This is a genomic window from Streptomyces chattanoogensis (assembly GCF_001294335.1).
GTDB classification, from domain to species: domain Bacteria; phylum Actinomycetota; class Actinomycetes; order Streptomycetales; family Streptomycetaceae; genus Streptomyces; species Streptomyces chattanoogensis.
The window spans coordinates 162,007-182,459 of the sequence record NZ_LGKG01000141.1 but is presented as its reverse complement, the minus strand read 5'-3'; the positions used below and the strand labels follow the sequence as shown (position 1 = coordinate 182,459).

General features: G+C 65.7%; 33 protein-coding genes. All 33 read right to left on the bottom strand.

Annotated features, from left to right (window positions below):
• Positions 1–10: 10 nt before the first annotated feature.
• The 33 genes from rpsK to ADL29_RS20520 all read right to left on the bottom strand — a co-directional run bounded on the left by rpsK (position 11) and on the right by ADL29_RS20520 (position 20,307).
• Positions 11–415, bottom strand: coding sequence for a 30S ribosomal protein S11 (rpsK, locus tag ADL29_RS20680; protein ID WP_004571845.1), 405 nt, complete (start codon positions 413–415; stop codon positions 11–13).
• A gap of 95 nt (positions 416–510) precedes the next feature.
• Positions 511–891, bottom strand: a complete 381-nt coding sequence (gene rpsM / locus ADL29_RS20675) for a 30S ribosomal protein S13 (RefSeq protein WP_018090888.1) — start codon at positions 889–891, stop codon at positions 511–513.
• Positions 892–1,089: 198 nt separating this feature from the next.
• The gene (gene rpmJ, locus ADL29_RS20670; protein ID WP_003956441.1) at positions 1,090–1,203 is read right to left on the bottom strand and encodes a 50S ribosomal protein L36; all 114 of its coding nucleotides are present in this window, start codon (positions 1,201–1,203) and stop codon (positions 1,090–1,092) included.
• Positions 1,204–1,263: 60 nt separating this feature from the next.
• Entirely contained in the window at positions 1,264–1,485 is a 222-nt protein-coding gene (gene infA / locus ADL29_RS20665; protein WP_014047798.1) for a translation initiation factor IF-1, read from the bottom strand.
• A gap of 347 nt (positions 1,486–1,832) precedes the next feature.
• Positions 1,833–2,669, bottom strand: coding sequence for a type I methionyl aminopeptidase (gene map, locus ADL29_RS20660; RefSeq protein WP_046927455.1), 837 nt, complete (start codon positions 2,667–2,669; stop codon positions 1,833–1,835).
• Between the two features lie 102 nt (positions 2,670–2,771).
• A complete protein-coding gene (locus ADL29_RS20655; RefSeq protein ID WP_046927454.1) occupies positions 2,772–3,428 on the bottom strand; it encodes an adenylate kinase in 657 nt (218 codons plus the stop codon).
• Positions 3,428–4,741 carry a preprotein translocase subunit SecY gene (gene secY, locus ADL29_RS20650; RefSeq protein WP_046927453.1) on the bottom strand — a complete coding sequence of 438 codons (1,314 nt, stop codon included), beginning with the start codon at positions 4,739–4,741 and terminating at the stop codon, positions 3,428–3,430. The genes ADL29_RS20655 and secY overlap by 1 nt, the downstream gene beginning before the upstream one ends.
• 226 nt (positions 4,742–4,967) lie before the next feature.
• Positions 4,968–5,423 carry a 50S ribosomal protein L15 gene (gene rplO, locus ADL29_RS20645; protein ID WP_053925092.1) on the bottom strand — a complete coding sequence of 152 codons (456 nt, stop codon included), beginning with the start codon at positions 5,421–5,423 and terminating at the stop codon, positions 4,968–4,970.
• A 1-nt stretch (position 5,424) separates the two neighbouring features.
• Positions 5,425–5,607 (bottom strand): 50S ribosomal protein L30, encoded by a 183-nt coding sequence (rpmD, locus tag ADL29_RS20640; protein WP_046927451.1) that lies wholly within the window; start codon positions 5,605–5,607, stop codon positions 5,425–5,427.
• Complete coding sequence (gene rpsE, locus ADL29_RS20635; RefSeq protein WP_030413022.1) at positions 5,607–6,209, bottom strand: 30S ribosomal protein S5; 603 nt, start codon at positions 6,207–6,209, stop codon at positions 5,607–5,609. Before rpsE ends, rpmD begins: the two co-directional genes overlap by 1 nt.
• Before the next feature lie 46 nt (positions 6,210–6,255).
• On the bottom strand, positions 6,256–6,639 hold the full coding sequence (gene rplR / locus ADL29_RS20630; RefSeq protein WP_053925091.1) for a 50S ribosomal protein L18: 384 nt from the start codon (positions 6,637–6,639) through the stop codon (positions 6,256–6,258).
• 3 nt (positions 6,640–6,642) lie between these two features.
• Complete coding sequence (gene rplF / locus ADL29_RS20625) at positions 6,643–7,182, bottom strand: 50S ribosomal protein L6 (RefSeq protein WP_053925090.1); 540 nt, start codon at positions 7,180–7,182, stop codon at positions 6,643–6,645.
• A gap of 22 nt (positions 7,183–7,204) precedes the next feature.
• Positions 7,205–7,603, bottom strand: coding sequence for a 30S ribosomal protein S8 (rpsH, locus tag ADL29_RS20620; RefSeq protein WP_046927448.1), 399 nt, complete (start codon positions 7,601–7,603; stop codon positions 7,205–7,207).
• A 239-nt stretch (positions 7,604–7,842) separates the two neighbouring features.
• Positions 7,843–8,028, bottom strand: a complete 186-nt coding sequence (locus ADL29_RS20615) for a type Z 30S ribosomal protein S14 (protein ID WP_003956452.1) — start codon at positions 8,026–8,028, stop codon at positions 7,843–7,845.
• Positions 8,029–8,033: 5 nt separating this feature from the next.
• The gene (gene rplE / locus ADL29_RS20610) at positions 8,034–8,594 is read right to left on the bottom strand and encodes a 50S ribosomal protein L5 (protein WP_046927447.1); all 561 of its coding nucleotides are present in this window, start codon (positions 8,592–8,594) and stop codon (positions 8,034–8,036) included.
• Entirely contained in the window at positions 8,594–8,917 is a 324-nt protein-coding gene (rplX, locus tag ADL29_RS20605) for a 50S ribosomal protein L24 (RefSeq protein ID WP_053925089.1), read from the bottom strand. Before rplX ends, rplE begins: the two co-directional genes overlap by 1 nt.
• A 3-nt stretch (positions 8,918–8,920) precedes the next feature.
• Positions 8,921–9,289 (bottom strand): 50S ribosomal protein L14, encoded by a 369-nt coding sequence (gene rplN / locus ADL29_RS20600; protein WP_003998823.1) that lies wholly within the window; start codon positions 9,287–9,289, stop codon positions 8,921–8,923.
• A gap of 99 nt (positions 9,290–9,388) precedes the next feature.
• Positions 9,389–9,670 (bottom strand): 30S ribosomal protein S17, encoded by a 282-nt coding sequence (gene rpsQ, locus ADL29_RS20595; RefSeq protein WP_006604882.1) that lies wholly within the window; start codon positions 9,668–9,670, stop codon positions 9,389–9,391.
• The gene (rpmC, locus tag ADL29_RS20590; protein ID WP_046927445.1) at positions 9,670–9,894 is read right to left on the bottom strand and encodes a 50S ribosomal protein L29; all 225 of its coding nucleotides are present in this window, start codon (positions 9,892–9,894) and stop codon (positions 9,670–9,672) included. Before rpmC ends, rpsQ begins: the two co-directional genes overlap by 1 nt.
• The gene (gene rplP / locus ADL29_RS20585; protein WP_004571829.1) at positions 9,894–10,313 is read right to left on the bottom strand and encodes a 50S ribosomal protein L16; all 420 of its coding nucleotides are present in this window, start codon (positions 10,311–10,313) and stop codon (positions 9,894–9,896) included. The genes rpmC and rplP overlap by 1 nt, the downstream gene beginning before the upstream one ends.
• 5 nt (positions 10,314–10,318) lie before the next feature.
• Entirely contained in the window at positions 10,319–11,140 is an 822-nt protein-coding gene (rpsC, locus tag ADL29_RS20580) for a 30S ribosomal protein S3 (RefSeq protein WP_053925088.1), read from the bottom strand.
• Positions 11,140–11,487, bottom strand: a complete 348-nt coding sequence (rplV, locus tag ADL29_RS20575) for a 50S ribosomal protein L22 (protein WP_009997296.1) — start codon at positions 11,485–11,487, stop codon at positions 11,140–11,142. The genes rpsC and rplV overlap by 1 nt, the downstream gene beginning before the upstream one ends.
• Before the next feature lie 44 nt (positions 11,488–11,531).
• Positions 11,532–11,813, bottom strand: a complete 282-nt coding sequence (gene rpsS, locus ADL29_RS20570; protein WP_016571057.1) for a 30S ribosomal protein S19 — start codon at positions 11,811–11,813, stop codon at positions 11,532–11,534.
• Positions 11,814–11,825: 12 nt separating this feature from the next.
• Positions 11,826–12,662, bottom strand: coding sequence for a 50S ribosomal protein L2 (rplB, locus tag ADL29_RS20565; RefSeq protein ID WP_030283452.1), 837 nt, complete (start codon positions 12,660–12,662; stop codon positions 11,826–11,828).
• A gap of 40 nt (positions 12,663–12,702) precedes the next feature.
• The gene (gene rplW / locus ADL29_RS20560) at positions 12,703–13,026 is read right to left on the bottom strand and encodes a 50S ribosomal protein L23 (protein ID WP_053925087.1); all 324 of its coding nucleotides are present in this window, start codon (positions 13,024–13,026) and stop codon (positions 12,703–12,705) included.
• A complete protein-coding gene (rplD, locus tag ADL29_RS20555) occupies positions 13,026–13,679 on the bottom strand; it encodes a 50S ribosomal protein L4 (RefSeq protein ID WP_046927443.1) in 654 nt (217 codons plus the stop codon). Before rplD ends, rplW begins: the two co-directional genes overlap by 1 nt.
• A gap of 8 nt (positions 13,680–13,687) precedes the next feature.
• Entirely contained in the window at positions 13,688–14,332 is a 645-nt protein-coding gene (gene rplC, locus ADL29_RS20550; protein ID WP_046927442.1) for a 50S ribosomal protein L3, read from the bottom strand.
• A gap of 14 nt (positions 14,333–14,346) precedes the next feature.
• Positions 14,347–14,655: a 30S ribosomal protein S10 gene (gene rpsJ / locus ADL29_RS20545; protein ID WP_004571821.1), complete on the bottom strand. Its 309-nt coding sequence runs from the start codon at positions 14,653–14,655 to the stop codon at positions 14,347–14,349.
• Positions 14,656–15,094: 439 nt separating this feature from the next.
• Positions 15,095–16,288 (bottom strand): elongation factor Tu, encoded by a 1,194-nt coding sequence (gene tuf / locus ADL29_RS20540; protein ID WP_053925086.1) that lies wholly within the window; start codon positions 16,286–16,288, stop codon positions 15,095–15,097.
• A 155-nt stretch (positions 16,289–16,443) separates the two neighbouring features.
• A complete protein-coding gene (gene fusA, locus ADL29_RS20535; RefSeq protein ID WP_053925085.1) occupies positions 16,444–18,564 on the bottom strand; it encodes an elongation factor G in 2,121 nt (706 codons plus the stop codon).
• A gap of 39 nt (positions 18,565–18,603) precedes the next feature.
• Positions 18,604–19,074, bottom strand: coding sequence for a 30S ribosomal protein S7 (rpsG, locus tag ADL29_RS20530; RefSeq protein WP_004571813.1), 471 nt, complete (start codon positions 19,072–19,074; stop codon positions 18,604–18,606).
• A gap of 2 nt (positions 19,075–19,076) precedes the next feature.
• Positions 19,077–19,448 (bottom strand): 30S ribosomal protein S12, encoded by a 372-nt coding sequence (gene rpsL / locus ADL29_RS20525; protein WP_030062899.1) that lies wholly within the window; start codon positions 19,446–19,448, stop codon positions 19,077–19,079.
• 373 nt (positions 19,449–19,821) lie between these two features.
• A complete protein-coding gene (locus ADL29_RS20520) occupies positions 19,822–20,307 on the bottom strand; it encodes a DUF1707 and DUF4190 domain-containing protein (protein WP_053925181.1) in 486 nt (161 codons plus the stop codon).
• Between the last annotated feature and the right edge of the window lie 146 nt (positions 20,308–20,453).

The window sequence follows — 20,453 nt, the reverse complement described above, 5'->3', positions numbered from 1 at the left end:
CTTCAGATGGTCAGACGCGGCGACGCTTGGGCGGGCGGCATCCGTTGTGCGGGGTGGGGGTGACGTCCTGGATCGAGCCGACCTCAAGACCGGTCGCCTGAAGCGAACGGATGGCGGTCTCGCGACCCGAACCCGGGCCCTTGACGAAGACGTCAACCTTGCGCATGCCGTGCTCCTGCGCGCGGCGGGCGGCCGACTCGGCGGCCATCTGCGCGGCGAAGGGGGTGGACTTGCGCGAGCCCTTGAAGCCGACGTGGCCGGCAGAGGCCCAAGAGATCACGTTCCCGGTCGGGTCGGTGATCGAGACGATCGTGTTGTTGAACGTGCTCTTGATGTGAGCGTGCCCGTGGGCGACGTTCTTCTTCTCCTTGCGGCGCACCTTCTTGGCGCCGGCCGTACGGCCCTTCGGAGGCATGAAATTCTCCCGTGGAGGTGGTCGGTCCTACAGCGAAGACCGCTTGGGGGGCTTGGGGGGTGTCCCCCAGAGCACACAGTGCGTCCTGCTGAGGACTACTTCTTGCCCGGCTTCTTCTTGCCGGCGATCGCGCGACGCGGACCCTTGCGGGTACGGGCGTTCGTGCTGGTGCGCTGACCGTGCACCGGCAGACCGCGACGGTGACGCAGACCCTGGTAGCAGCCGATCTCGACCTTGCGGCGGATGTCGGCCTGGATCTCGCGACGGAGGTCACCCTCGGTCTTGAGGTTGTTGTCGACGTACTCGCGGATCTTGACGAGGTCTTCCTCGGCCAGGTCGCGGACCCGGGTGTTCGGGTTCACGCCGGTGGCGGCGAGGGTCTGCTGCGACAGCGTCCGCCCGATACCGAAGACGTAGGTGAGGGCGACCTCCACACGCTTTTCGCGCGGGAGATCAACGCCTGCGAGGCGTGCCATTGATGTGGCTCCTGATGGCTATTCGGAGGTCTTCCGCAGCACCGTTCCCGTAAGACTCTGAAGAATTACGAGCCGGGTCCCCGGCCTCCGAGCCGGGGGTGTCGTCCCACGCAAGCGATGCGGGGGTCGGGTGACTGCGTATGTACGTATTGTGCTTGCGTCGCGCGAAAACTGCGAAATGCAGGTGGTCGGCGTGCGTCAGCCCTGGCGCTGCTTGTGGCGCAGGTTGTCGCAGATGACCATGACCCGGCCGTGGCGGCGGATCACCTTGCACTTGTCGCAGATCTTCTTGACGCTCGGCTTGACCTTCATGGGATGTGAGGTTCTCCGGGTCAGTGCCGTCACCCCACGGGAGCGGGGCGCCGACAAGATCTACTTGTAGCGGTAGACGATCCGGCCACGCGTCAGGTCGTACGGAGAGAGCTCCACCACGACCCGGTCATCCGGGAGAATACGGATGTAGTGCATCCGCATCTTGCCGCTGATGTGCGCGAGGACCTTGTGACCGTTCTGGAGCTCTACACGGAACATAGCGTTCGGCAGAGACTCGATCACGGTGCCCTCGATCTCGATGGCACCTTGCTTCTTGGCCACGCTTCGCCTTTCGAATCGGCTACCTTGATCGACTCCGTACGGCGTGTTCCCTACAGTACGCAGGCACACGAATGCACCGGAGCCGACGCGTCAGTCTACGTCACGCCCCCAGAAAGATGAAATTGAGACCCTGAGCGCCCTTGACCCCCATGGCGCACACCGGGCCGCGCGGCCACCGCCGGCAGATCATCACCGGACGCACACCGGCCCGGAGGCTGGTCAGCCGTCCGGGCCGGGCATCGGTGCCGTGGAATCGCCGTGGCATTCCCCCCGTCTTGCCGTGCACCGGAGGAATGCCGAAATCGGCTCGATGATTCGACCGCCGGGCGGCCCGGGGCCGGGCTCCGCTACGCCAGCGGGTCCGGCGCGGCCACGATGCCGTACTCGGCGAGCTTCGCCTTGCCGCCGTCGACCGCGGTCAGCACCAGCGGGCCCTGCTCGGTCAGCGCGACCGAGTGCTCCCAGTGCGAGGACCAGCTGCCGTCATTGGTCTTGACCGTCCAGTCGTCGTCCAGGACGTGGGTCTTCGCGGTGCCGAGATTGACCATCGGCTCGATCGCGATGCAGAAGCCGGGCACCAGCTTCGGGCCGCGGCCGCGCTTGCGGTCGACGTAGTTCAGCAGATGCGGGTCCATGTGCATCTGCGAGCCGATGCCGTGGCCGCCGTAGTCCTCGACGATGCCGTACTTACCGCTCGACGGGCGCGGCTGCCGCCGGATGTAGCCCTCGATCGCCTTGGAGATGTCGACCAGGCGGTTGCCCTTGGTGACGGCCGCGATACCGGCCCACATGGACTCCTCGGTGACCCGGCTGAGCTCGGCCAGCTCCGCGGAGTGACCGGACCCGACGAACGCGGTGTACGCCGCGTCGCCGTGCCAGCCGTCGATGATCGCACCGCAGTCGATGGAGATGATGTCCCCGTCGGCCAGGACCGTCTCGGCGTCGGGGATGCCGTGCACCACGACGTCGTTCACCGAGGTGCAGATCGTCGCGGGGAACCCGCCGTACCCGAGGAAGTTGGACTTCGCGCCGTGCTCGGCCAGCACCTTGCGCGCCACGTCGTCCAGGTCCTTGGTCGTGGCGCCCGGCACCGCGGCCTTCCGGGTCGCCGCGTGGATGGCGGCGACCACCAGCCCCGCCTCGCGCATCTTCGCGATCTGCTCGGGGGTCTTGATCTCCACCATGGCCGTGTCTTCCGCCTTCGTTCTCGTCCGTGGGTCCGAACTGCTCGAACCAACAGTACGGCCGCGGTGCCCAAGGGGACACCGCGGCCGTACCGAACCGTTTTACTTGGCCAGGGCCTGCAGCGCGGCCATCGCGCGCTCCGTGACCTCCGCGACCTTGCCGAGCGCCGGGATCGTGACGACCAGATCCTGGGCCTTGTAGTAGTCGATGATCGGCTCGGTCTGCGTGTGGTAGACGTCCAGCCGGTTGCGGACGGTCTCCTCGCGGTCGTCGTCGCGCTGGTACAGCTCGCCGCCGCAGACGTCACAGACGCCCTCGGCCTTCGGCTTGTTGTACTCCGCGTGGAAGACGTGGCTGCTGTCCTTGCGGCAGATCCGCCGGCCGGCGATCCGCTTGACGACCTCGTCCTCCGGGACCTCCAGGTCCAGGACGGCGTCCAGCTGAAGGTCGTTCTCCTTCAGGTAGTCGTCCAGCGCCTCGGCCTGGCCCACGTTGCGCGGGAAGCCGTCCAGCAGAAAGCCGTTCGCCGCGTCCTCGTGCCCCATCCGGTCCTCGGCCATGCGGATGGTCACCGAGTCCGGTACCAGGTTCCCCGCGTCCATGTAGGACTTCGCCTCGAGACCGAGCGGCGTGCCCTGACTGATGTTCGCGCGGAACAGGTCCCCCGTGGAGATGTGCGGGATCGCGAGGTTCTTGGCGAGGTACGCGGCCTGCGTACCCTTACCGGCCCCCGGAGGTCCGACGAGGACGATTCGCATCAGCGGAGGAACCCTTCGTAATTGCGCTGCTGGAGCTGACTCTCGATCTGCTTCACGGTTTCCAGACCCACACCCACGATGATCAGGATGCTCGTCCCGCCGAACGGGAAGTTCTGTTGCGTGTTGAACAGCACCAACGCCACTGTTGGTACGAGTGCGATCAGCCCCAGATACAGCGAGCCCGGCCACGTGATCCGGTTGAGCACGTAGCTGAGGTACTCGGCCGTCGGGCGACCAGCCCGGATACCCGGGATGAAGCCACCATACTTCTTCATGTTGTCGGCAACTTCTTCGGGGTTGAAGCTGATGGCGACGTAGAAAAAGGCGAAGAAGACGATCAGCAGGAAGTACGTAACGATGTAAACGGGGTGATTTCCCTTGGTGAAGTTGGTGGCGATCCAGTTCGCCCATCCCGCCTTCGACCCGCTGAACTGAGCGATGAGGGCCGGAATGTAGAGCAGCGATGACGCGAAGATGACGGGAATCACACCCGCCTGATTCACCTTGAGCGGGATGTAAGTGGACGTACCGCCGTAGGAACGGCGCCCGATCATCCGCTTCGCGTACTGCACCGGAATGCGCCGCTGCGCCTGCTCGACGAAGACCACCAGGGCGACCATCGCCAGGCCCACCGCGATCACGGCGAAGAACTCGATCCAGCCGTCGGCGAGCTTGCCGGTGATCTTGATCTGCCACAGGGCGCCGGGGAAGCCGGCGGCGATCGAGATGAACATCAGGATCGACATGCCGTTGCCGATACCGCGGTCGGTCACCAGCTCACCGAGCCACATGATCAGGCCCGTACCGGCGGTCATCGTGATGACCATCGTGATGGTGGTGAAGATGGAGTCGCTCGGCACGATCTCGCTGGCGACCGGGCAGCTCCGGAAGAGCGCGCCGCTGCGGGCGGTGGCCACCAGGCCGGTGCCCTGCATGATGGCGAGCGCCACGGTCAGATAGCGGGTGTACTGGGTGATCTTCGCCTGGCCGGTCTGCCCCTCTTTCTTGAGGGCCTCCAGCCGGGGGATGACCACGGTCAGCAGCTGGAGGATGATGCTCGCCGTGATGTACGGCATGATCCCCAGCGCGAAGATCGTGATCTGCAGCAGCGCACCACCGCTGAACATGTTCACCAGGGCGAACAACCCGCTGTTGCCGCCGGCCTGCTGCATGCAGGTCTCGACGTTCGCGTAGTTCACCCCGGGGACCGGGACATGTGCGCCGATCCGGTAGAGCACGATGATGCCCAATGTGAACAGCAGCTTCTTGCGCAGGTCGGGCGTCTTGAACGCTCGGGCGAACGCGGTGAGCACGGTGCCTCCTGCGCCTCCCGCCTCACAAGCGGGAGGTGACGGTCTTGAGGATCGACGAATACTTGGCAGCCAAGCCGCACGGACAGGGAGCCCGCGCGGCGGGGGTCGGGGCAAAGCCCCGGAAAACAACAGTGCCTGCCACCTTACCGGCGACCGTACCCCCGTGGAACGACCAACCGGGGATGCCCCAATCAATGGGCATCCCCGGTCAGTTGAACCAACGAACTCAGATGAGTTCGGTGACGCTGCCGCCGGCAGCGGCAATCTTCTCCTTGGCGGAGCCGGAAACGGAGTCAACCGTCACCGTCAGCGCCACGGAAATCTCGCCCTGGCCCAGGACCTTGACGAGCTCGTTCTTGCGCACCGCGCCCTTGGCGACCAGGTCGGCCACCGTGACCTCGCCACCCTGCGGGTAGAGCGCGGCCAGCTTGTCCAGGTTCACGACCTGGAACTGCTTGTGAGCGGGGTTCTTGAAGCCCTTCAGCTTCGGGAGGCGCATGTGGAGCGGCATCTGGCCACCCTCGAAGCGCTCCGGAACCTGGTAACGGGCCTTGGTGCCCTTGGTACCACGACCAGCGGTCTTACCCTTGGACGCCTCACCACGACCGACACGGGTCTTGGCGGTCTTGGCGCCCGGGGCGGGCCGGAGGTTGTGGACCTTCAGCGGGTTCTGCTCCGCCATGTCAGTCGACCTCCTTGACCGTCACGAGGTGGCGGACGGTGTGCACCATGCCGCGGAACTCGGGGCGGTCCTCCTTGACAACCACGTCACCCAGGCGCTTGAGGCCCAGGGAACGCAGGGTGTCGCGGTGGTTCTGCTTGCTGCCGATGTAGGACTTGGTCTGCGTGATCTGAAGGCGAGCCATTACGCGCTCACCCCAGCACGCGCCCGCAGCAGAGCGGCGGGAGCCACGTCCTCCAGGGGCAGGCCACGACGGGCCGCGATCTCCTCGGGGCGCTGAAGGCCCTGAAGCGCGGTCACCGTGGCGTGCACGATGTTGATCGGGTTCGACGAACCGAGCGACTTGCTCAGCACGTCGTGGATGCCCGCGCACTCCAGGACGGCGCGCACCGGGCCACCGGCGATCACACCGGTACCGGGGGAAGCCGGCTTGAGCAGGACGACGCCCGCAGCCTTCTCGCCCTGGATGGGGTGCGGGATGGTGCCCTGGATACGGGGGACCTTGAAGAAGTTCTTCTTGGCCTCTTCCACGCCCTTGGCGATGGCAGCCGGAACTTCCTTGGCCTTGCCGTAACCGACACCCACGGTGCCGTCACCGTCGCCCACCACGACCAGCGCAGTGAAGCTGAAGCGACGACCACCCTTGACAACCTTGGCGACGCGGTTGATCGCGACTACGCGCTCAACGTACGCGGTCTTCTCGGCGGCAGCGCCACCGTCGCGACCCTTCCGGTCCCGCCGCTCGCCGCCACCGGCACCGCTTCCGCGGCGCTGGGGTCCAGCCATTGGATTTACCTCTCTCTGTTACGTCCGCTAGCTCCGGAACCGGGGCTTAGAACTTCAGCCCGGCTTCGCGGGCGGCGTCGGCCAGAGCGGCAATCCGCCCGGCGTACTGCTTGCCACCACGGTCGAACACGACGGCCTCGACACCGGCGGCCTTGGCACGCTCGGCAACCAGGGCGCCAACCTTCTGGGCCTGGGCGCTCTTGTCGCCCTCGCCGCCACGGATGGACGCGTCCAGGGTCGACGCCGACGCGAGCGTGTGGCCCGCGATGTCGTCGATGACCTGCGCGGTAATACCGCGGTTGGAACGCGTCACGACCAGGCGCGGACGCGCCGGCGTACCCGAAATCCGCTTACGGATGCGGATGTGGCGACGCTTAGCGGCAGCGCGCTTGTAGGCGTTGCCCTTAGCGATCTTCACACCGTATGCCATGGCTTACTTACCAGCCTTTCCGACCTTGCGGCGGATGACCTCGCCGGCGTACTTGACGCCCTTGGCCTTGTACGGGTCAGGCTTGCGCAGCTTGCGGATGTTCGCCGCCACCTCGCCGACCTTCTGCTTGTCGATGCCCTCGACGCTGAGCTTGGTCGGGGACTCGACCTTGAAGGAGATCCCCTCGGGGGCCTCGATCAGGATCGGGTGGCTGTAGCCCAGCGCGAACTCCAGGTTGGAGCCCTTCGCCTGGACGCGGTAACCGACACCGCTGATCTCGAGCGCCTTGCTGTAGCCCTGGGTCACGCCGGTGATCATGTTCGCCACCAGCGTGCGGGACAGGCCGTGCAGGGCCTTGTTCTGACGCTCGTCGTTCGGGCGGGTGACGACGATGACGCCGTCCTCACCCTTGGCGACCTCGATGGGCGCCGCGACGGTGTGCGCGAGGGAACCCTTGGGGCCCTTCACCGAAACCGTGCGGCCCTCGATGGTGACGTCCACACCAGCGGGAACCTGGATGGGCAGCTTGCCAATACGCGACATTAGCTATTCCTCCGTTCCCTGGTTACCAGACGTAGGCGAGGACTTCCCCACCCACGCCCTTCTTCTGCGCCTGCTGGCCGGTCAGGAGACCGTGGGACGTGGAGATGATCGCCACGCCCAGGCCGCCGAGGACCTTCGGCAGGTTGGTGGACTTTGCGTAGACCCGCAGGCCCGGCTTCGAGATCCGCTTGATGCCGGCGATCGAGCGCTCGCGGTTCGGACCGAACTTGAGGTCGAGAACGAGGTTCTTGCCGACCTCGGCGTCCTCGACCTTCCAGCCGGTGATGTAACCCTCCTGCTGGAGGATCTCCGCGATGTGCGACTTGATCTTGCTGTGCGGCATCACGACGGTGTCGTGGTACGCCGAGTTCGCGTTCCGCAGACGGGTCAGCATGTCTGCGATGGGGTCAGTCATGGTCATGAATTGGCCTTCGGCCTCTCTCGCCGGGGTTTCCTATGTGCGCCATCCCTCTCCCCGAACAGAGTCGGGACGGGTGCGGCGCGGGGACCTACGGCGTAGTAAGCGACGTTTGCGGGCTCGGCCCGCGGTCGGTCTCGGGCGGCGGAACGCCCAAACCCCTCTACCCTACGGGAACAGGGGCTTCGGCGCCCGCCGACCGATTGCTTACCGAGAGCCTCCAGGGAATCCCAACTAGGGGATTACCAGGAGCTCTTGGTCACGCCCGGCAGCTCGCCACGGTGAGCCATCTCACGAAGGCACACGCGGCACAGGCCGAACTTGCGGTACACGGAGTGCGGGCGGCCGCAGCGCTGGCAGCGGGTGTACGCACGCACACCGAACTTCGGCTTGCGAGCAGCCTTGGCAATCAGAGCCTTCTTCGCCATCTCGCTCACGCCTCCTTGAACGGGAAGCCGAGGTGACGAAGGAGAGCGCGGCCCTCATCGTCGTTGGTCGCCGTGGTGACCACGGTGATGTCCATACCCCGGGTACGGTCGATCTTGTCCTGGTCGATCTCGTGGAACATGACCTGCTCCGTGAGACCGAAGGTGTAGTTGCCCCGACCGTCGAACTGCTTCGGGGACAGACCACGGAAGTCGCGGATGCGCGGCAGCGCGAGCGACAGCAGGCGGTCCAGGAACTCCCACATGCGGTCACCACGGAGGGTGACGTGGGCACCGATCGGCTGGCCCTCACGCAGCTTGAACTGCGCGATGGACTTACGGGCCTTGGTGACGGCCGGCTTCTGACCGGTGATCGTGGTGAGGTCCTTGATGGCACCCTCGATCAGCTTGGAGTCGCGGGCGGCGTCGCCCACACCCATGTTGACCACGATCTTGGTCAGACCGGGGATCTGCATGACGTTCTCGTACGAGAACTCGTCCTTCAGCTTCCCGGCGATCTCTTCGCGGTAGCGCAGCTTCAGACGCGGCGCGTTGGTGGTGGCAGTCATCAGATGTCCTCACCGGTCCGCTTGGCAACGCGGATCTTGTTGCCTTCGTCGTCGAAGCGGTATCCGACGCGGGTGACAACCTTCTGGCCGTCCTTCTCCACAACCAGCTGAACGTTGCTGACGTGGACAGGGGCCTCGGTCGTCACGATGCCGCCGGTCTTCGAACCACGAGCCGTCTGACCGGCCTTGGTGTGCTTCTTGACCCGGTTGACACCCTCGACCAGGACACGGTCCTCGCGGGGGAAGGCCTGGATGACCTTGCCCTGCTTGCCCTTGTCCTTACCGGTGATGACCTGGACCAGGTCGCCCTTCTTGATCTTCATCGGTTACAGCACCTCCGGCGCGAGCGAGATGATCTTCATGAACTTCTTCTCGCGCAGCTCACGGCCCACGGGGCCGAAGATACGGGTGCCGCGGGGGTCGCCATCGTTCTTGAGGATGACGGCCGCGTTCTCGTCGAAGCGGATGTACGAGCCGTCCGGACGGCGGCGCTCCTTGACGGTGCGAACGATGACGGCCTTGACGACGTCACCCTTCTTCACGTTGCCACCGGGGATCGCGTCCTTCACGGTGGCGACGATGACGTCACCGATGCCCGCGTAGCGGCGACCGGAACCACCGAGAACACGGATGCAAAGGATTTCCTTCGCACCAGTGTTGTCGGCGACACGCAGTCGCGACTCCTGCTGGATCACGTCTATCTCCTGAATGTCTGCCGGTTCCCGGCAGGGGTTTCACGTGAAACCCCTGCCGAGCCTGGCGGAACTGTTCCTAGGGGGTCCCCCTAGGAGGGATTACTTGGCCTTCTCGAGGATCTCGACGATGCGCCAGCGCTTGGTGGCGGACAGCGGCCGGGTCTCCATCAGGAGGACGCGGTCGCCGACACCGGCAGCGTTCTGCTCGTCGTGCGCCTTGAGCTTGTTGGTACGGCGGATGACCTTGCCGTACAGCGCGTGCTTGACACGGTCCTCGACAGCGACGACGACGGTCTTGTCCATCTTGTCGCTGACGACGAGACCCTCACGGGTCTTGCGGAAACCGCGCTCGTTCGTCTCAGTCACATTCTTCTCGCTCATCAGGCGCTCTCCACCGTCTCGATGCCCAGCTCGCGCTCACGCATCAGGGTGTAGATCCGGGCGATGTCCTTGCGGACGGCCTTCAGCCGGCCGTGGTTCTCGAGCTGTCCGGTCGCCGCCTGGAAGCGGAGGTTGAACAGCTCTTCCTTGGCCTCACGCAGCTTGGCAACGAGGTCCTCGTTGTTCAGCTCGCGCAGCTCGGACGCCTTGGTAACGGCCGACATCACGATTCACCTGCCTCGCGCCGAACGATGCGGCACTTCATCGGAAGCTTGTGGGCGGCGCGGGTCAGCGCCTCCTTAGCAACCTTCTCGTTCGGGAAGGACAGCTCGAACATCACCCGACCGGGCTTGACGTTCGCGACCCACCACTCCGGAGAACCCTTACCGGAACCCATGCGGGTCTCGGCAGGCTTCTTCGTGAGCGGGCGGTCCGGGTAGATGTTGATCCAGACCTTGCCGCCACGCTTGATGTGACGGGTCATCGCGATACGAGCGGACTCGATCTGACGGTTCGTCACGTAGGCCGGGGTGACGGCCTGGATGCCGTACTCACCGAAGGCCAGCTCGGTGCCACCCTTGGCCATGCCATTGCGCTTCGGGTGGTGCTGCTTGCGGTGCTTGACCCTGCGAGGGATCAGCATGTCGGTCAGGCCTCCGTTCCGGTGCTCTCAGCCGGAGCAGCGGCAGCGGCCTCGGCCTTGGGGGCCTCGGCAGCGGCGCTCTGCTGCGGCTTGCGGCCGCGGCCGCCACGCTCGCCACCGCGACGCGGGCGGTCGTTACCGCCACCGCGGGCCGGGCGGTTACCCGCACGGGCGGCAGCGTTCTCGGCGCGAACCTCGGCGATGTTCTTGACGTCGCCCTTGTAGATCCAGACCTTCACGCCGATGCGGCCGAAGGTGGTCTTGGCCTCGAAGAAGCCGTAGTCGACGTTCGCACGGAGAGTGTGCAGGGGCACACGGCCCTCGCGGTAGAACTCCGAGCGGGACATCTCGGCGCCGCCGAGACGGCCACCGCACTGGATCTTGATGCCCTTGGCGCCGGCCTTCATCGTCGACTGCATGCTCTTGCGCATGGCGCGACGGAAGGAGACGCGGGAGGACAGCTGCTCGGCGACGGCCTGGGCCACCAGCTGAGCGTCGGTCTCGGGGTTCTTGACCTCGAGGATGTTCAGCTGGACCTGCTTGCCGGTCAGCTTCTCCAGCTCGCCGCGGATGCGGTCGGCCTCGGCGCCGCGGCGGCCGATGACGATGCCCGGACGAGCGGTGTGGATGTCAACGCGGACGCGCTCACGGGTGCGCTCGATCTCCACCTTCGAGATACCGGCGCGCTCCATGCCCTTCGTCATCATGCGACGAATGGCGACGTCTTCCTTGACGTAGTCCTTGTACAGCTTGTCGGCGTACCAACGCGACTTGAAGTCGGTGGTGATGCCGAGTCGGAACCCATGCGGGTTTACCTTCTGGCCCATTACCGGGTTCCTTCCTTGCTGCTGACGACCACGGTGATGTGGCTGGTCCGCTTACGGATCCGGTAGGCACGGCCCTGGGCACGCGGACGGAACCGCTTCAGGGTCGGGCCCTCATCCACGTACGCCTCGCTGATGACCAGCGTGGAGGCGTCGGTGTGGTCGTAGTTGTGCGCGGCGTTGGCAATGGCGCTGTCCAGCACCTTGCCCACCGGCACGCTCGCGGCCTGCGGGGCGAAACGCAGGACCGCCTGAGCCTCCGTGGCATCCATGCCACGGATAAGGTCCACCACGCGGCGGGCCTTCATGGGCGTGACGCGGATGTACCGCGCCTGGGCCCTGGCTTCCATGGTTGTCCCTTCGGTGTCAGTCATAGTCTTCGCACTCCGGTCGATCAGCGACGACGCGACTTGCGGTCGTCCTTCTCGTGGCCGCGGAAGGTGCGGGTCGGCGCAAACTCGCCGAGCTTGTGGCCGACCATCGACTCGGTGACGAACACCGGGACGTGCTTGCGGCCGTCGTGCACCGCGATCGTGTGGCCGAGCATGGCCGGGACGATCATCGAGCGGCGGGACCAGGTCTTGATGACGTTCTTGGTGCCTGCATCGTTCTGTACGTCCACCTTCTTGGCGAGGTGGTCGTCGACGAAGGGCCCCTTCTTGAGACTGCGCGGCATCTAAACCCGCTCCTAGCGCTTCTTGTTCGTCTTGCGGCGGCGGACGATGTACTTGTTGCTGGCCTTCTTCGGCGAGCGAGTACGACCCTCCTTCTGGCCCCAGGGCGAGACCGGGTGGCGACCACCGGAGGTCTTGCCCTCACCACCACCGTGCGGGTGGTCAACCGGGTTCATCACGACACCACGCACGGTCGGGCGGACGCCCTTCCAGCGCATACGGCCGGCCTTACCCCAGTTGATGTTCGACTGCTCGGCGTTGCCGACCTCGCCGACAGTGGCGCGGCAGCGGACGTCGACCAGGCGGATCTCACCGGACGGCATACGCAGGTGGGCCATCGAGCCCTCCCGCGCCAGCAGCTGCACGGAGGCACCGGCCGAGCGGGCGAACTTCGCACCGCCGCCCGGACGCAGCTCGATCGCGTGGATCGTCGTACCCACGGGGATGTGACGCAGCGGCAGGTTGTTGCCGGGCTTGATGTCGGCGCCAGGGCCGTTCTCAATCCGGTCACCCTGGCTCAGGCCACGGGGCGCGATGATGTAGCGCTTCTCGCCGTCTGCGTAGTGCAGCAGCGCGATGCGCGCGGTGCGGTTCGGGTCGTACTCGATGTGCGCGACCTTGGCCGGCACGCCGTCCTTGTCGTGACGACGGAAGTCGATCACTCGGTAGGCGCGCTTGTGGCCACCGCCCTGGTGGCGAACGGTCACACGACCGGCGTTGTTACGGCCGCCCTTGCTGTGCAGCGGGCGGACCAGCGACTTCTCCGGCGTGGACCGCGTGATCTCGACAAAGTCGGCGACGCTGGAGCCACGACGGCCCGGGGTCGTCGGCTTGTACTTGCGGATACCCATTTCTCAGTCCTCGTCCGATTTCGGACGATCCGGACCGCCCTTAGGCGGTCGGACCGCCGAAGATGTCGATACGGTCGCCCTCGGCGAGGGTCACGATGGCGCGCTTGGTGTTCGCGCGCTTACCGAAACCGGTCTTGGTGCGCTTGCGCTTACCCTGCCGGTTGATCGTGTTGACCCCGGTGACCTTGACCGAGAAGACCGCCTCGACGGCCTGCTTGATCTGGGTCTTGTTCGCGCGCGGGTCGACGACGAACGTGTACTTGTTCTCGTCCAGCAGCGCGTAGCTCTTCTCGGAAACCACCGGCTTGACGAGAATGTCGCGGGGGTCCGTGAAGGTCTTGCTGGTGACGACGGCCTCAGTCATCAGGCGTCGCTCCCTTCGGTCTCAGCGTTGGCCTTGGGGCCAGACACGAAGGACTCGAAGGCGGCCTTGGTGAAGACCACGTCGTCGGAGACGAGCACGTCGTACGTGTTCAGCTGGCCCGGCTCCAGGATGTGGACCTGGGGCAGGTTGCGGGCGGACAGCCACGCGGCCTCGTCGCTGCGCTCGGCGACCAGGAGCACGTTCTTGCGCTCGCTGACCTTGCCCAGCAGGGACTTGGCGGCCTTGGTGGAAGCCGTGCCCTCGACCACGCCGGCAACGACGTGGATGCGGCTGTTGCGGGCCCGGTCGGTGAGGGCACCGCGCAGGGCGGCGGCCTTCATCTTCTTCGGGGTCCGCTGGCTGTAGTCACGCGGCACGGGGCCGTGGACGACGCCACCGCCGGCGAACTGCGGCGCACGGGTCGAACCCTGGCGCGCGCGGCCGGTGCCCTTCTGGCGGTACGGCTTCTTGCCACCGCCGCGGACCTCGCCGCGAGTCTTGGTCTTGTGCGTGCCCTGACGGGCCGCGGCCAGCTGCGCAACAACGACCTGGTGGATCAGCGGAACGCTGACCTTGGCGTCGAAGATCTCCGCGGGGAGCTCGACGGTCCCGGCCTTGTCGCCAGCAGGCGAAAGGATGTCAATGGTGCTCATCGGTTACCTCAGGCCCCCTTGGCCGCGGTACGGACCAGGACGAGGCCGCCGTTCGGACCAGGAACTGCGCCCTTGATGAGCAGCAGACCCTTCTCCGCGTCAACGGCGTGGACGGTCAGGTTCTGGGTGGTGACCCGCTCATTGCCCATACGGCCGGCCATCCGCATGCCCTTGAACACGCGGCCCGGGGTGGCGCAGCCACCGATGGAGCCGGGCTTACGGTGCACGCGGTGGGCACCGTGGGAGGCCTTGCCGCCGTGGAAGCCATGACGCTTCATGACACCGGCGAAGCCCTTGCCCTTGCTCTTGCCGGTCACGTCCACCTTGACGCCGGACTCGAAGGTCTCAGCGGTCAGCTCCTGGCCGAGGGTGTACTCACTGGCGTCAGGAGTACGGACCTCGACGAGGTGACGACGGGGGGTGACGTCGGCCTTCGCGAAGTGGCCCTTGAGGGGCTTGTTCACCTTGCGCGGGTCGATCTCGCCGAAGGCGATCTGGACGGAGTCGTAACCGTCCTGGTCATTGGTGCGCACCTGGGTAACGACGCAGGGGCCGGCCTTCACCACGGTCACCGGGACGACACGGTTGTTCTCGTCCCAGACCTGGGTCATGCCGAGCTTCTCGCCCAGGATGCCCTTGATCTGCTTAGCCATCTCTTCCGCGCCTCTCAGAGCTTGATCTCGATGTCAACGCCGGCCGGAAGGTCCAGGCGCATCAGCGAGTCAACGGTCTTGGGCGTCGGGTCGAGGATGTCGATCAGGCGCTTGTGCGTGCGCATCTCGAAGTGCTCGCGCGAGTCCTTGTACTTGTGCGGCGACTTGATGACGCAGTACACGTTCTTTTCAGTGGGCAGCGGCACCGGGCCTGCGACCGACGCACCAGTGCGGGTCACCGTCTCGACGATCTTCTTCGCCGAGGTGTCGATGACCTCGTGGTCGTAGGCCTTGAGCCGGATGCGGATCTTCTGTCCCGCCATGGCTACTGTGTAGTCCTTTGTCTCGTAACGCTCTGGGACCCGATGCGCTGTGCTCCTTGCGGAGCACCGTCCAACCTCCGACCCACGCGGTCGGGCGTGTCGCACCCCTTCCCGTAAATCTCCGCAGGGGAGATCCTTCGAGAAGGAGATTGTGGGGGAAGAACACCCACCGGGCGCCTGGCCGAGGCACCCCGCTGACGCTTCCCGGAAGATTCCCGTATTTCCGGCCCTGAGAAGGGACGACGAATACCTGGGACTCGCTTCCAGTCCTCCCGGCGGGAGGCGCGCAGCATCGGCACTCAACCGAGCAACCTGGACAGTGTGCCATACGTGGGATGTGTAAGGCCAATCGAGGCCCAACTGTCAAGGAGCCCCGCCCACCTGATGGCGAGCGGGGCTCCTTGAACCACTACTACCGGGTCTCCCCGATCAACAGAACTTACTTGTTGATCTTGGTGACCTGGCCGGCGCCGACGGTCCGGCCACCCTCACGGATGGCGAACTTCAGGCCCTCCTCCATGGCGACCGGCTGGATCAGCGAGACGGACATCTCGGTGTTGTCGCCGGGCATGACCATCTCGGTGCCCTCGGGGAGGGTCACCACACCGGTCACGTCAGTCGTACGGAAGTAGAACTGCGGACGGTAGTTGTTGAAGAACGGCGTGTGGCGGCCACCCTCGTCCTTGGAGAGGATGTAGGCCTGCGCCTCGAACTCGGTGTGCGGGGTGACCGAGCCCGGCTTGATGATGACCTGGCCGCGCTCGACGTCCTCGCGCTTGATGCCACGGAGCAGCAGACCGACGTTCTCACCGGCCTGGCCCTCGTCGAGCAGCTTGCGGAACATCTCGATGCCGGTGACCGTGGTGGTGGTCTTCTCGGTCTTGATGCCGATGATGTCGACGGTCTCGTTGACCTTGAGGACACCACGCTCGATACGACCGGTGACAACGGTGCCACGGCCGGTGATCGTGAAGACGTCCTCGATCGGCATCAGGAACGGCTTGTCGACGTCGCGCTCGGGCTGCGGGATCGACTCGTCGACGGCCTTCATCAGGTCGAGGACGGAGTTGCCCCACTCCTTGTCGCCCTCGAGCGCCTTGAGCGCCGAGACCTTGACGACCGGAACGTCGTCGCCCGGGAACTCGTACTCGGAGAGGAGCTCACGGACCTCGAGCTCGACGAGCTCCAGGATCTCCTCGTCGTCCACCATGTCGGCCTTGTTCAGGGCGACGACGATGTACGGAACGCCGACCTGGCGGGCCAGGAGCACGTGCTCCTTGGTCTGCGGCATCGGGCCGTCGGTGGCGGCAACCACGAGGATGGCGCCGTCCATCTGCGCCGCACCCGTGATCATGTTCTTGATGTAGTCCGCGTGACCGGGGCAGTCGACGTGGGCGTAGTGACGCGACTCGGTCTGGTACTCGACGTGCGCGATGGAGATGGTGATACCGCGCTGGCGCTCCTCAGGAGCCTTGTCGATCTGGTCGAAGGCCGAGGCCTCGTTCAGGTCCGGGTACGCGTCGTGCAGCACCTTGGTAATGGCGGCCGTGAGGGTCGTCTTACCGTGGTCAATGTGACCGATGGTGCCGATGTTGACGTGCGGCTTAGTCCGCTCGAACTTCGCCTTCGCCACTGGTTCCTCCTGAAGTGGTTCTGTACGCCTTACTCATCGGCGCCAGGTGATCTTTGCTGGGATGCCGGCTGCCGGGGCATTCCTCACGGATTGCGGGGATTACCCCGGCAGACGGTGTCAAGCCTAAAGCGTGTTCCGACTCTCGGGAGACGGAGTTATTCGCCCTTGGCCTTCGCGATGATCTCCTCGGCGACGTTCCGGGGAACCTCGGCGTAGGAGTCGAACTGCATCGAGTAGCTTGCGCGACCCGAGGTCTTGCTGCGGAGGTCTCCGACGTAGCCGAACATCTCCGACAGGGGGACCAGGCCCGTGACGAGCTTGGCGCCGCTGCGCTCCTCCATGGACTGGATCTGACCACGGCGCGAGTTGATGTCGCCGATCACATCGCCCATGTAGTCCTCGGGCGTGGTGACCTCGACCTTCATCATCGGCTCGAGCAGGGCCGGGGAGGCCTTGCGGGCGGCCTCCTTGAAGGCCATCGAACCGGCGATCTTGAAGGCCATTTCCGACGAGTCGACCTCGTGGAAGGCACCGTCGAGAAGGGTGACCTTGACGCCCGTCAGCGGGTAGCCGGCGAGCACACCGAACTCCATGGCCTCCTGGCAGCCCGCGTCCACGGACGGGATGTACTCCCGCGGGATACGGCCACCGGTGACCTTGTTCTCGAACTCGTACCCGTCGCCCTCGAGGGGCGCAAGCGCGATCTGCACCTTCGCGAACTGGCCGGAACCACCAGTCTGCTTCTTGTGCGTGTAGTCGAGACGCTCGACCGGCTTGCGCAGGGTCTCGCGGTAGGCCACCTGCGGCTTGCCGACGTTGGCCTCGACCTTGAACTCACGCTTCATACGGTCGACCAGCACGTCGAGGTGCAGCTCGCCCATACCCGCGATGATGGTCTGGCCGGTCTCCTCGTCGGTGTGCACCTGGAACGAGGGGTCCTCTTCGGCGAGGCGCTGGATCGCGACTGCCAGCTTCTCCTGGTCGCCCTTCGACTTGGGCTCGATGGCGACCTGGATGACCGGGGCCGGGAACTCCATCGACTCGAGGATCACCGGGTTGCCCGCGTCGCAGAGGGTCTCACCGGTGGTGGTCTGCTTCAGACCCATGACGGCGACGATGTCACCGGCACCCACCGCGTCGATCTCCTCACGCTTGTTCGCGTGCATCCGGTAGATCTTGCCGATGCGCTCCTTCTTGCCCTTCACCGAGTTCTGCACCTGCGAGCCGGCCTCGAGGCGGCCCGAGTACACCCGGATGAAGGTGAGCTTGCCCAGGTGGGGGTCGCTCGCGATCTTGAAGGCCAGCGCCGAGAGCGGCTCGCTCTCGGACGGCTTGCGCTTGACGACCTCGTCCGGGTTGTTGACGGCGTGGCCCTCGATGGCCTCGACGTCGAGCGGGGACGGGAGGTAGCGCACGACCGCGTCGAGCAGGGGCTGGACGCCCTTGTTCTTGAACGCGGTACCGCAGAACACCGGGGTGACGGTGGTCACGTCGGCCTTGCCGGAGGCCAGGGTGATACGACGGATGGCGGCGTAGAGCTGCTCCTCGGTGGGCTCCTGGCCCTCGAGGTAGAGCTCCATCATGGCCTCGTCGTTCTCCGCGACGGCCTCGAGCAGCTTCCCGCGCCACTCGTCGGCGGCCTCGGTGTGCGAAGCGGGGATGTCGACGACGTCGTACATCTCCCCCTTGGCGGCCTCGGCGGACCAGACCAGGGCCTTCATCTTCACGAGGTCGACGACGCCCTTGAAGTCCATCTCGGTGCCGATCGGCAGCTGCATGACCAGCGGAACGGCGCCGAGGCGGTCCGTGATCATGTCGACGCAGCGGTGGAACTCCGCGCCGGTCCGGTCGAGCTTGTTGACGAAACAGATGCGGGGAACGCCGTAGCGGTCCGCCTGGCGCCAGACGGTCTCCGACTGGGGCTCGACACCGGCGACGCCGTCGAACACCGTCACCGCACCGTCGAGCACGCGCAGCGAGCGCTCCACCTCGACGGTGAAGTCGACGTGGCCCGGGGTGTCGATGATGTTGATGGTGTGGTCGACGTCTTCCAGCGGCCAGTGGCAGGTCGTCGCGGCAGACGTGATCGTGATGCCGCGCTCCTGCTCCTGCTCCATCCAGTCCATCGTGGCAGCGCCGTCGTGGACTTCACCGATCTTGTAAGAGACACCGGTGTAGAACAGGATCCGCTCGGTGGTGGTCGTCTTGCCCGCGTCGATGTGGGCCATGATCCCGATGTTGCGGACCTTGGCCAGGTCAAGCGAAGTGGTGGCCATATCGGCTCAATCTTCTCTCGGTCTCGATGTGGGTTGCGACTACCAGCGGTAGTGCGCGAAGGCCTTGTTGGACTCGGCCATCTTGTGCGTGTCCTCACGCTTCTTGACCGAAGCGCCGAGGCCGTTGGAGGCGTCGAGCAGTTCGTTCATGAGGCGCTCGGTCATGGTCTTCTCGCGGCGGGCGCGGGAGTAGCCCACGAGCCAGCGGAGCGACAGGGTGGCAGCGCGGCCGGGCTTGACCTCGACCGGGACCTGGTAGGTCGCGCCACCGACACGGCGGGACTTGACCTCGAGGGTCGGCTTGATGTTCTCGAGCGCGCGCTTGAGCGTGATGACCGGGTCGTTACCGGTCTTCTCGCGCAGACCCTCCATGGCGCCGTAGACGATGCGCTCGGCGGTGGAGCGCTTGCCGTTCAGCAGCACCTTGTTGATGAGGGAGGTCACCAGAGGAGAACCGTAGACCGGGTCGATGATGACCGGGCGCTTCGGGGCGGGGCCCTTACGAGGCATTCTTACTTCTCCTTCTTGGCGCCGTAGCGGCTGCGAGCCTGCTTGCGGTTCTTGACGCCCTGCGTGTCGAGGGAGCCGCGGATGATCTTGTAACGAACACCCGGCAGGTCCTTCACACGGCCACCACGCACGAGCACGATGGAGTGCTCCTGCAGGTTGTGCCCCTCACCCGGGACGTAGGCAGTGACCTCGATCCCACTGCTCAGCTTGACTCGCGCAACCTTGCGGAGGGCCGAGTTCGGCTTCTTCGGGGTGGTCGTGAACACACGCGTGCACGTACCACGACGCTGCGGCGAGCCCGCCAGTGCGGGTGTCTTGTTCTTCTCGACCTTGTCCTGGCGGCCCTTTCGGACCAGCTGCTGGATCGTAGGCACCGTTTCTCCGGTTTCTTGTCTCGGTACAACTAACCTGGAACGTCACCGACCCACGCGGTCGGGTGTGTCGAATGCTGTAGACCGCTCCTCGCGAACGAGAGCGGCGACAGATTGCGGTGTCGAGACCCGGCTTCCGCGCTCCTGCGCACTCTCCGGCCTAGGCTGGAGGAGGTTGCGGGCACGGCACGCCAGGGACACCCCAGGCACAAGGTCAGAGCGTACCTACAGCATGGGCTACGGTCAAAACAAATGCACACGCGAAGGACACGCCGGACTCCTCACGGCGCTGCGGCCACCGTAGTGGCATCGATGGCATTGGGGAAGAAGGCGGGGCGCCGTCCGCGGGCGGCGTCGGCCGGGGATTCCCCGGCACTCAGTGCCCGGCGATGCCCAGCAGGATCATCATCAGGATGAACAGCGCCCAGCCGCCGATACCCAGCCAGCCGATCACTATGCCGGCGATGGCCTGACCGTCCCCGCGCTCGCCCGTACGGCGGATCTCCGCGCGCGCCTTGTGGCCGAGGATGACCGCCGGGATCGCCGTCGCGCCCCACGTCATCGGCGTCAGGATCCCGCAGACCAGCGCCCCCGTCGCACAGCCGTTGGTGTGCACCGGCATCGGCATCTGCACGGGCATCGGCATGAACGTCGCGGGCACGGCCGGCCGCGGCTGGAACTGCGCCTGCGGTACCGGCCCCTGCGGCAGATCCGCGACCAGCATCTGCAGCTCGTGATGGGTCTGCGCCTGATAGGCACGAGTTATCCGCTGCTCGTACTCGGCCTGCTGAAGCCGCCCCTCGGCGAAACCGGCCTTCAGTACATCGACCGCTCGCTCGCGATCCGCGTGCGAGGCACGCATCACCGGCATCTGATTCGCCGGCTGAACGGGCTGCCCACCCTGCCACGGCTGGAATGCCACTTCGCGAACCTCCCCCCGCTCGACAGTTCTCCCCATCTTCTCATCACAGACGCAGAGATGGGAGGACAAGTTCCCTCGCCCGGCCG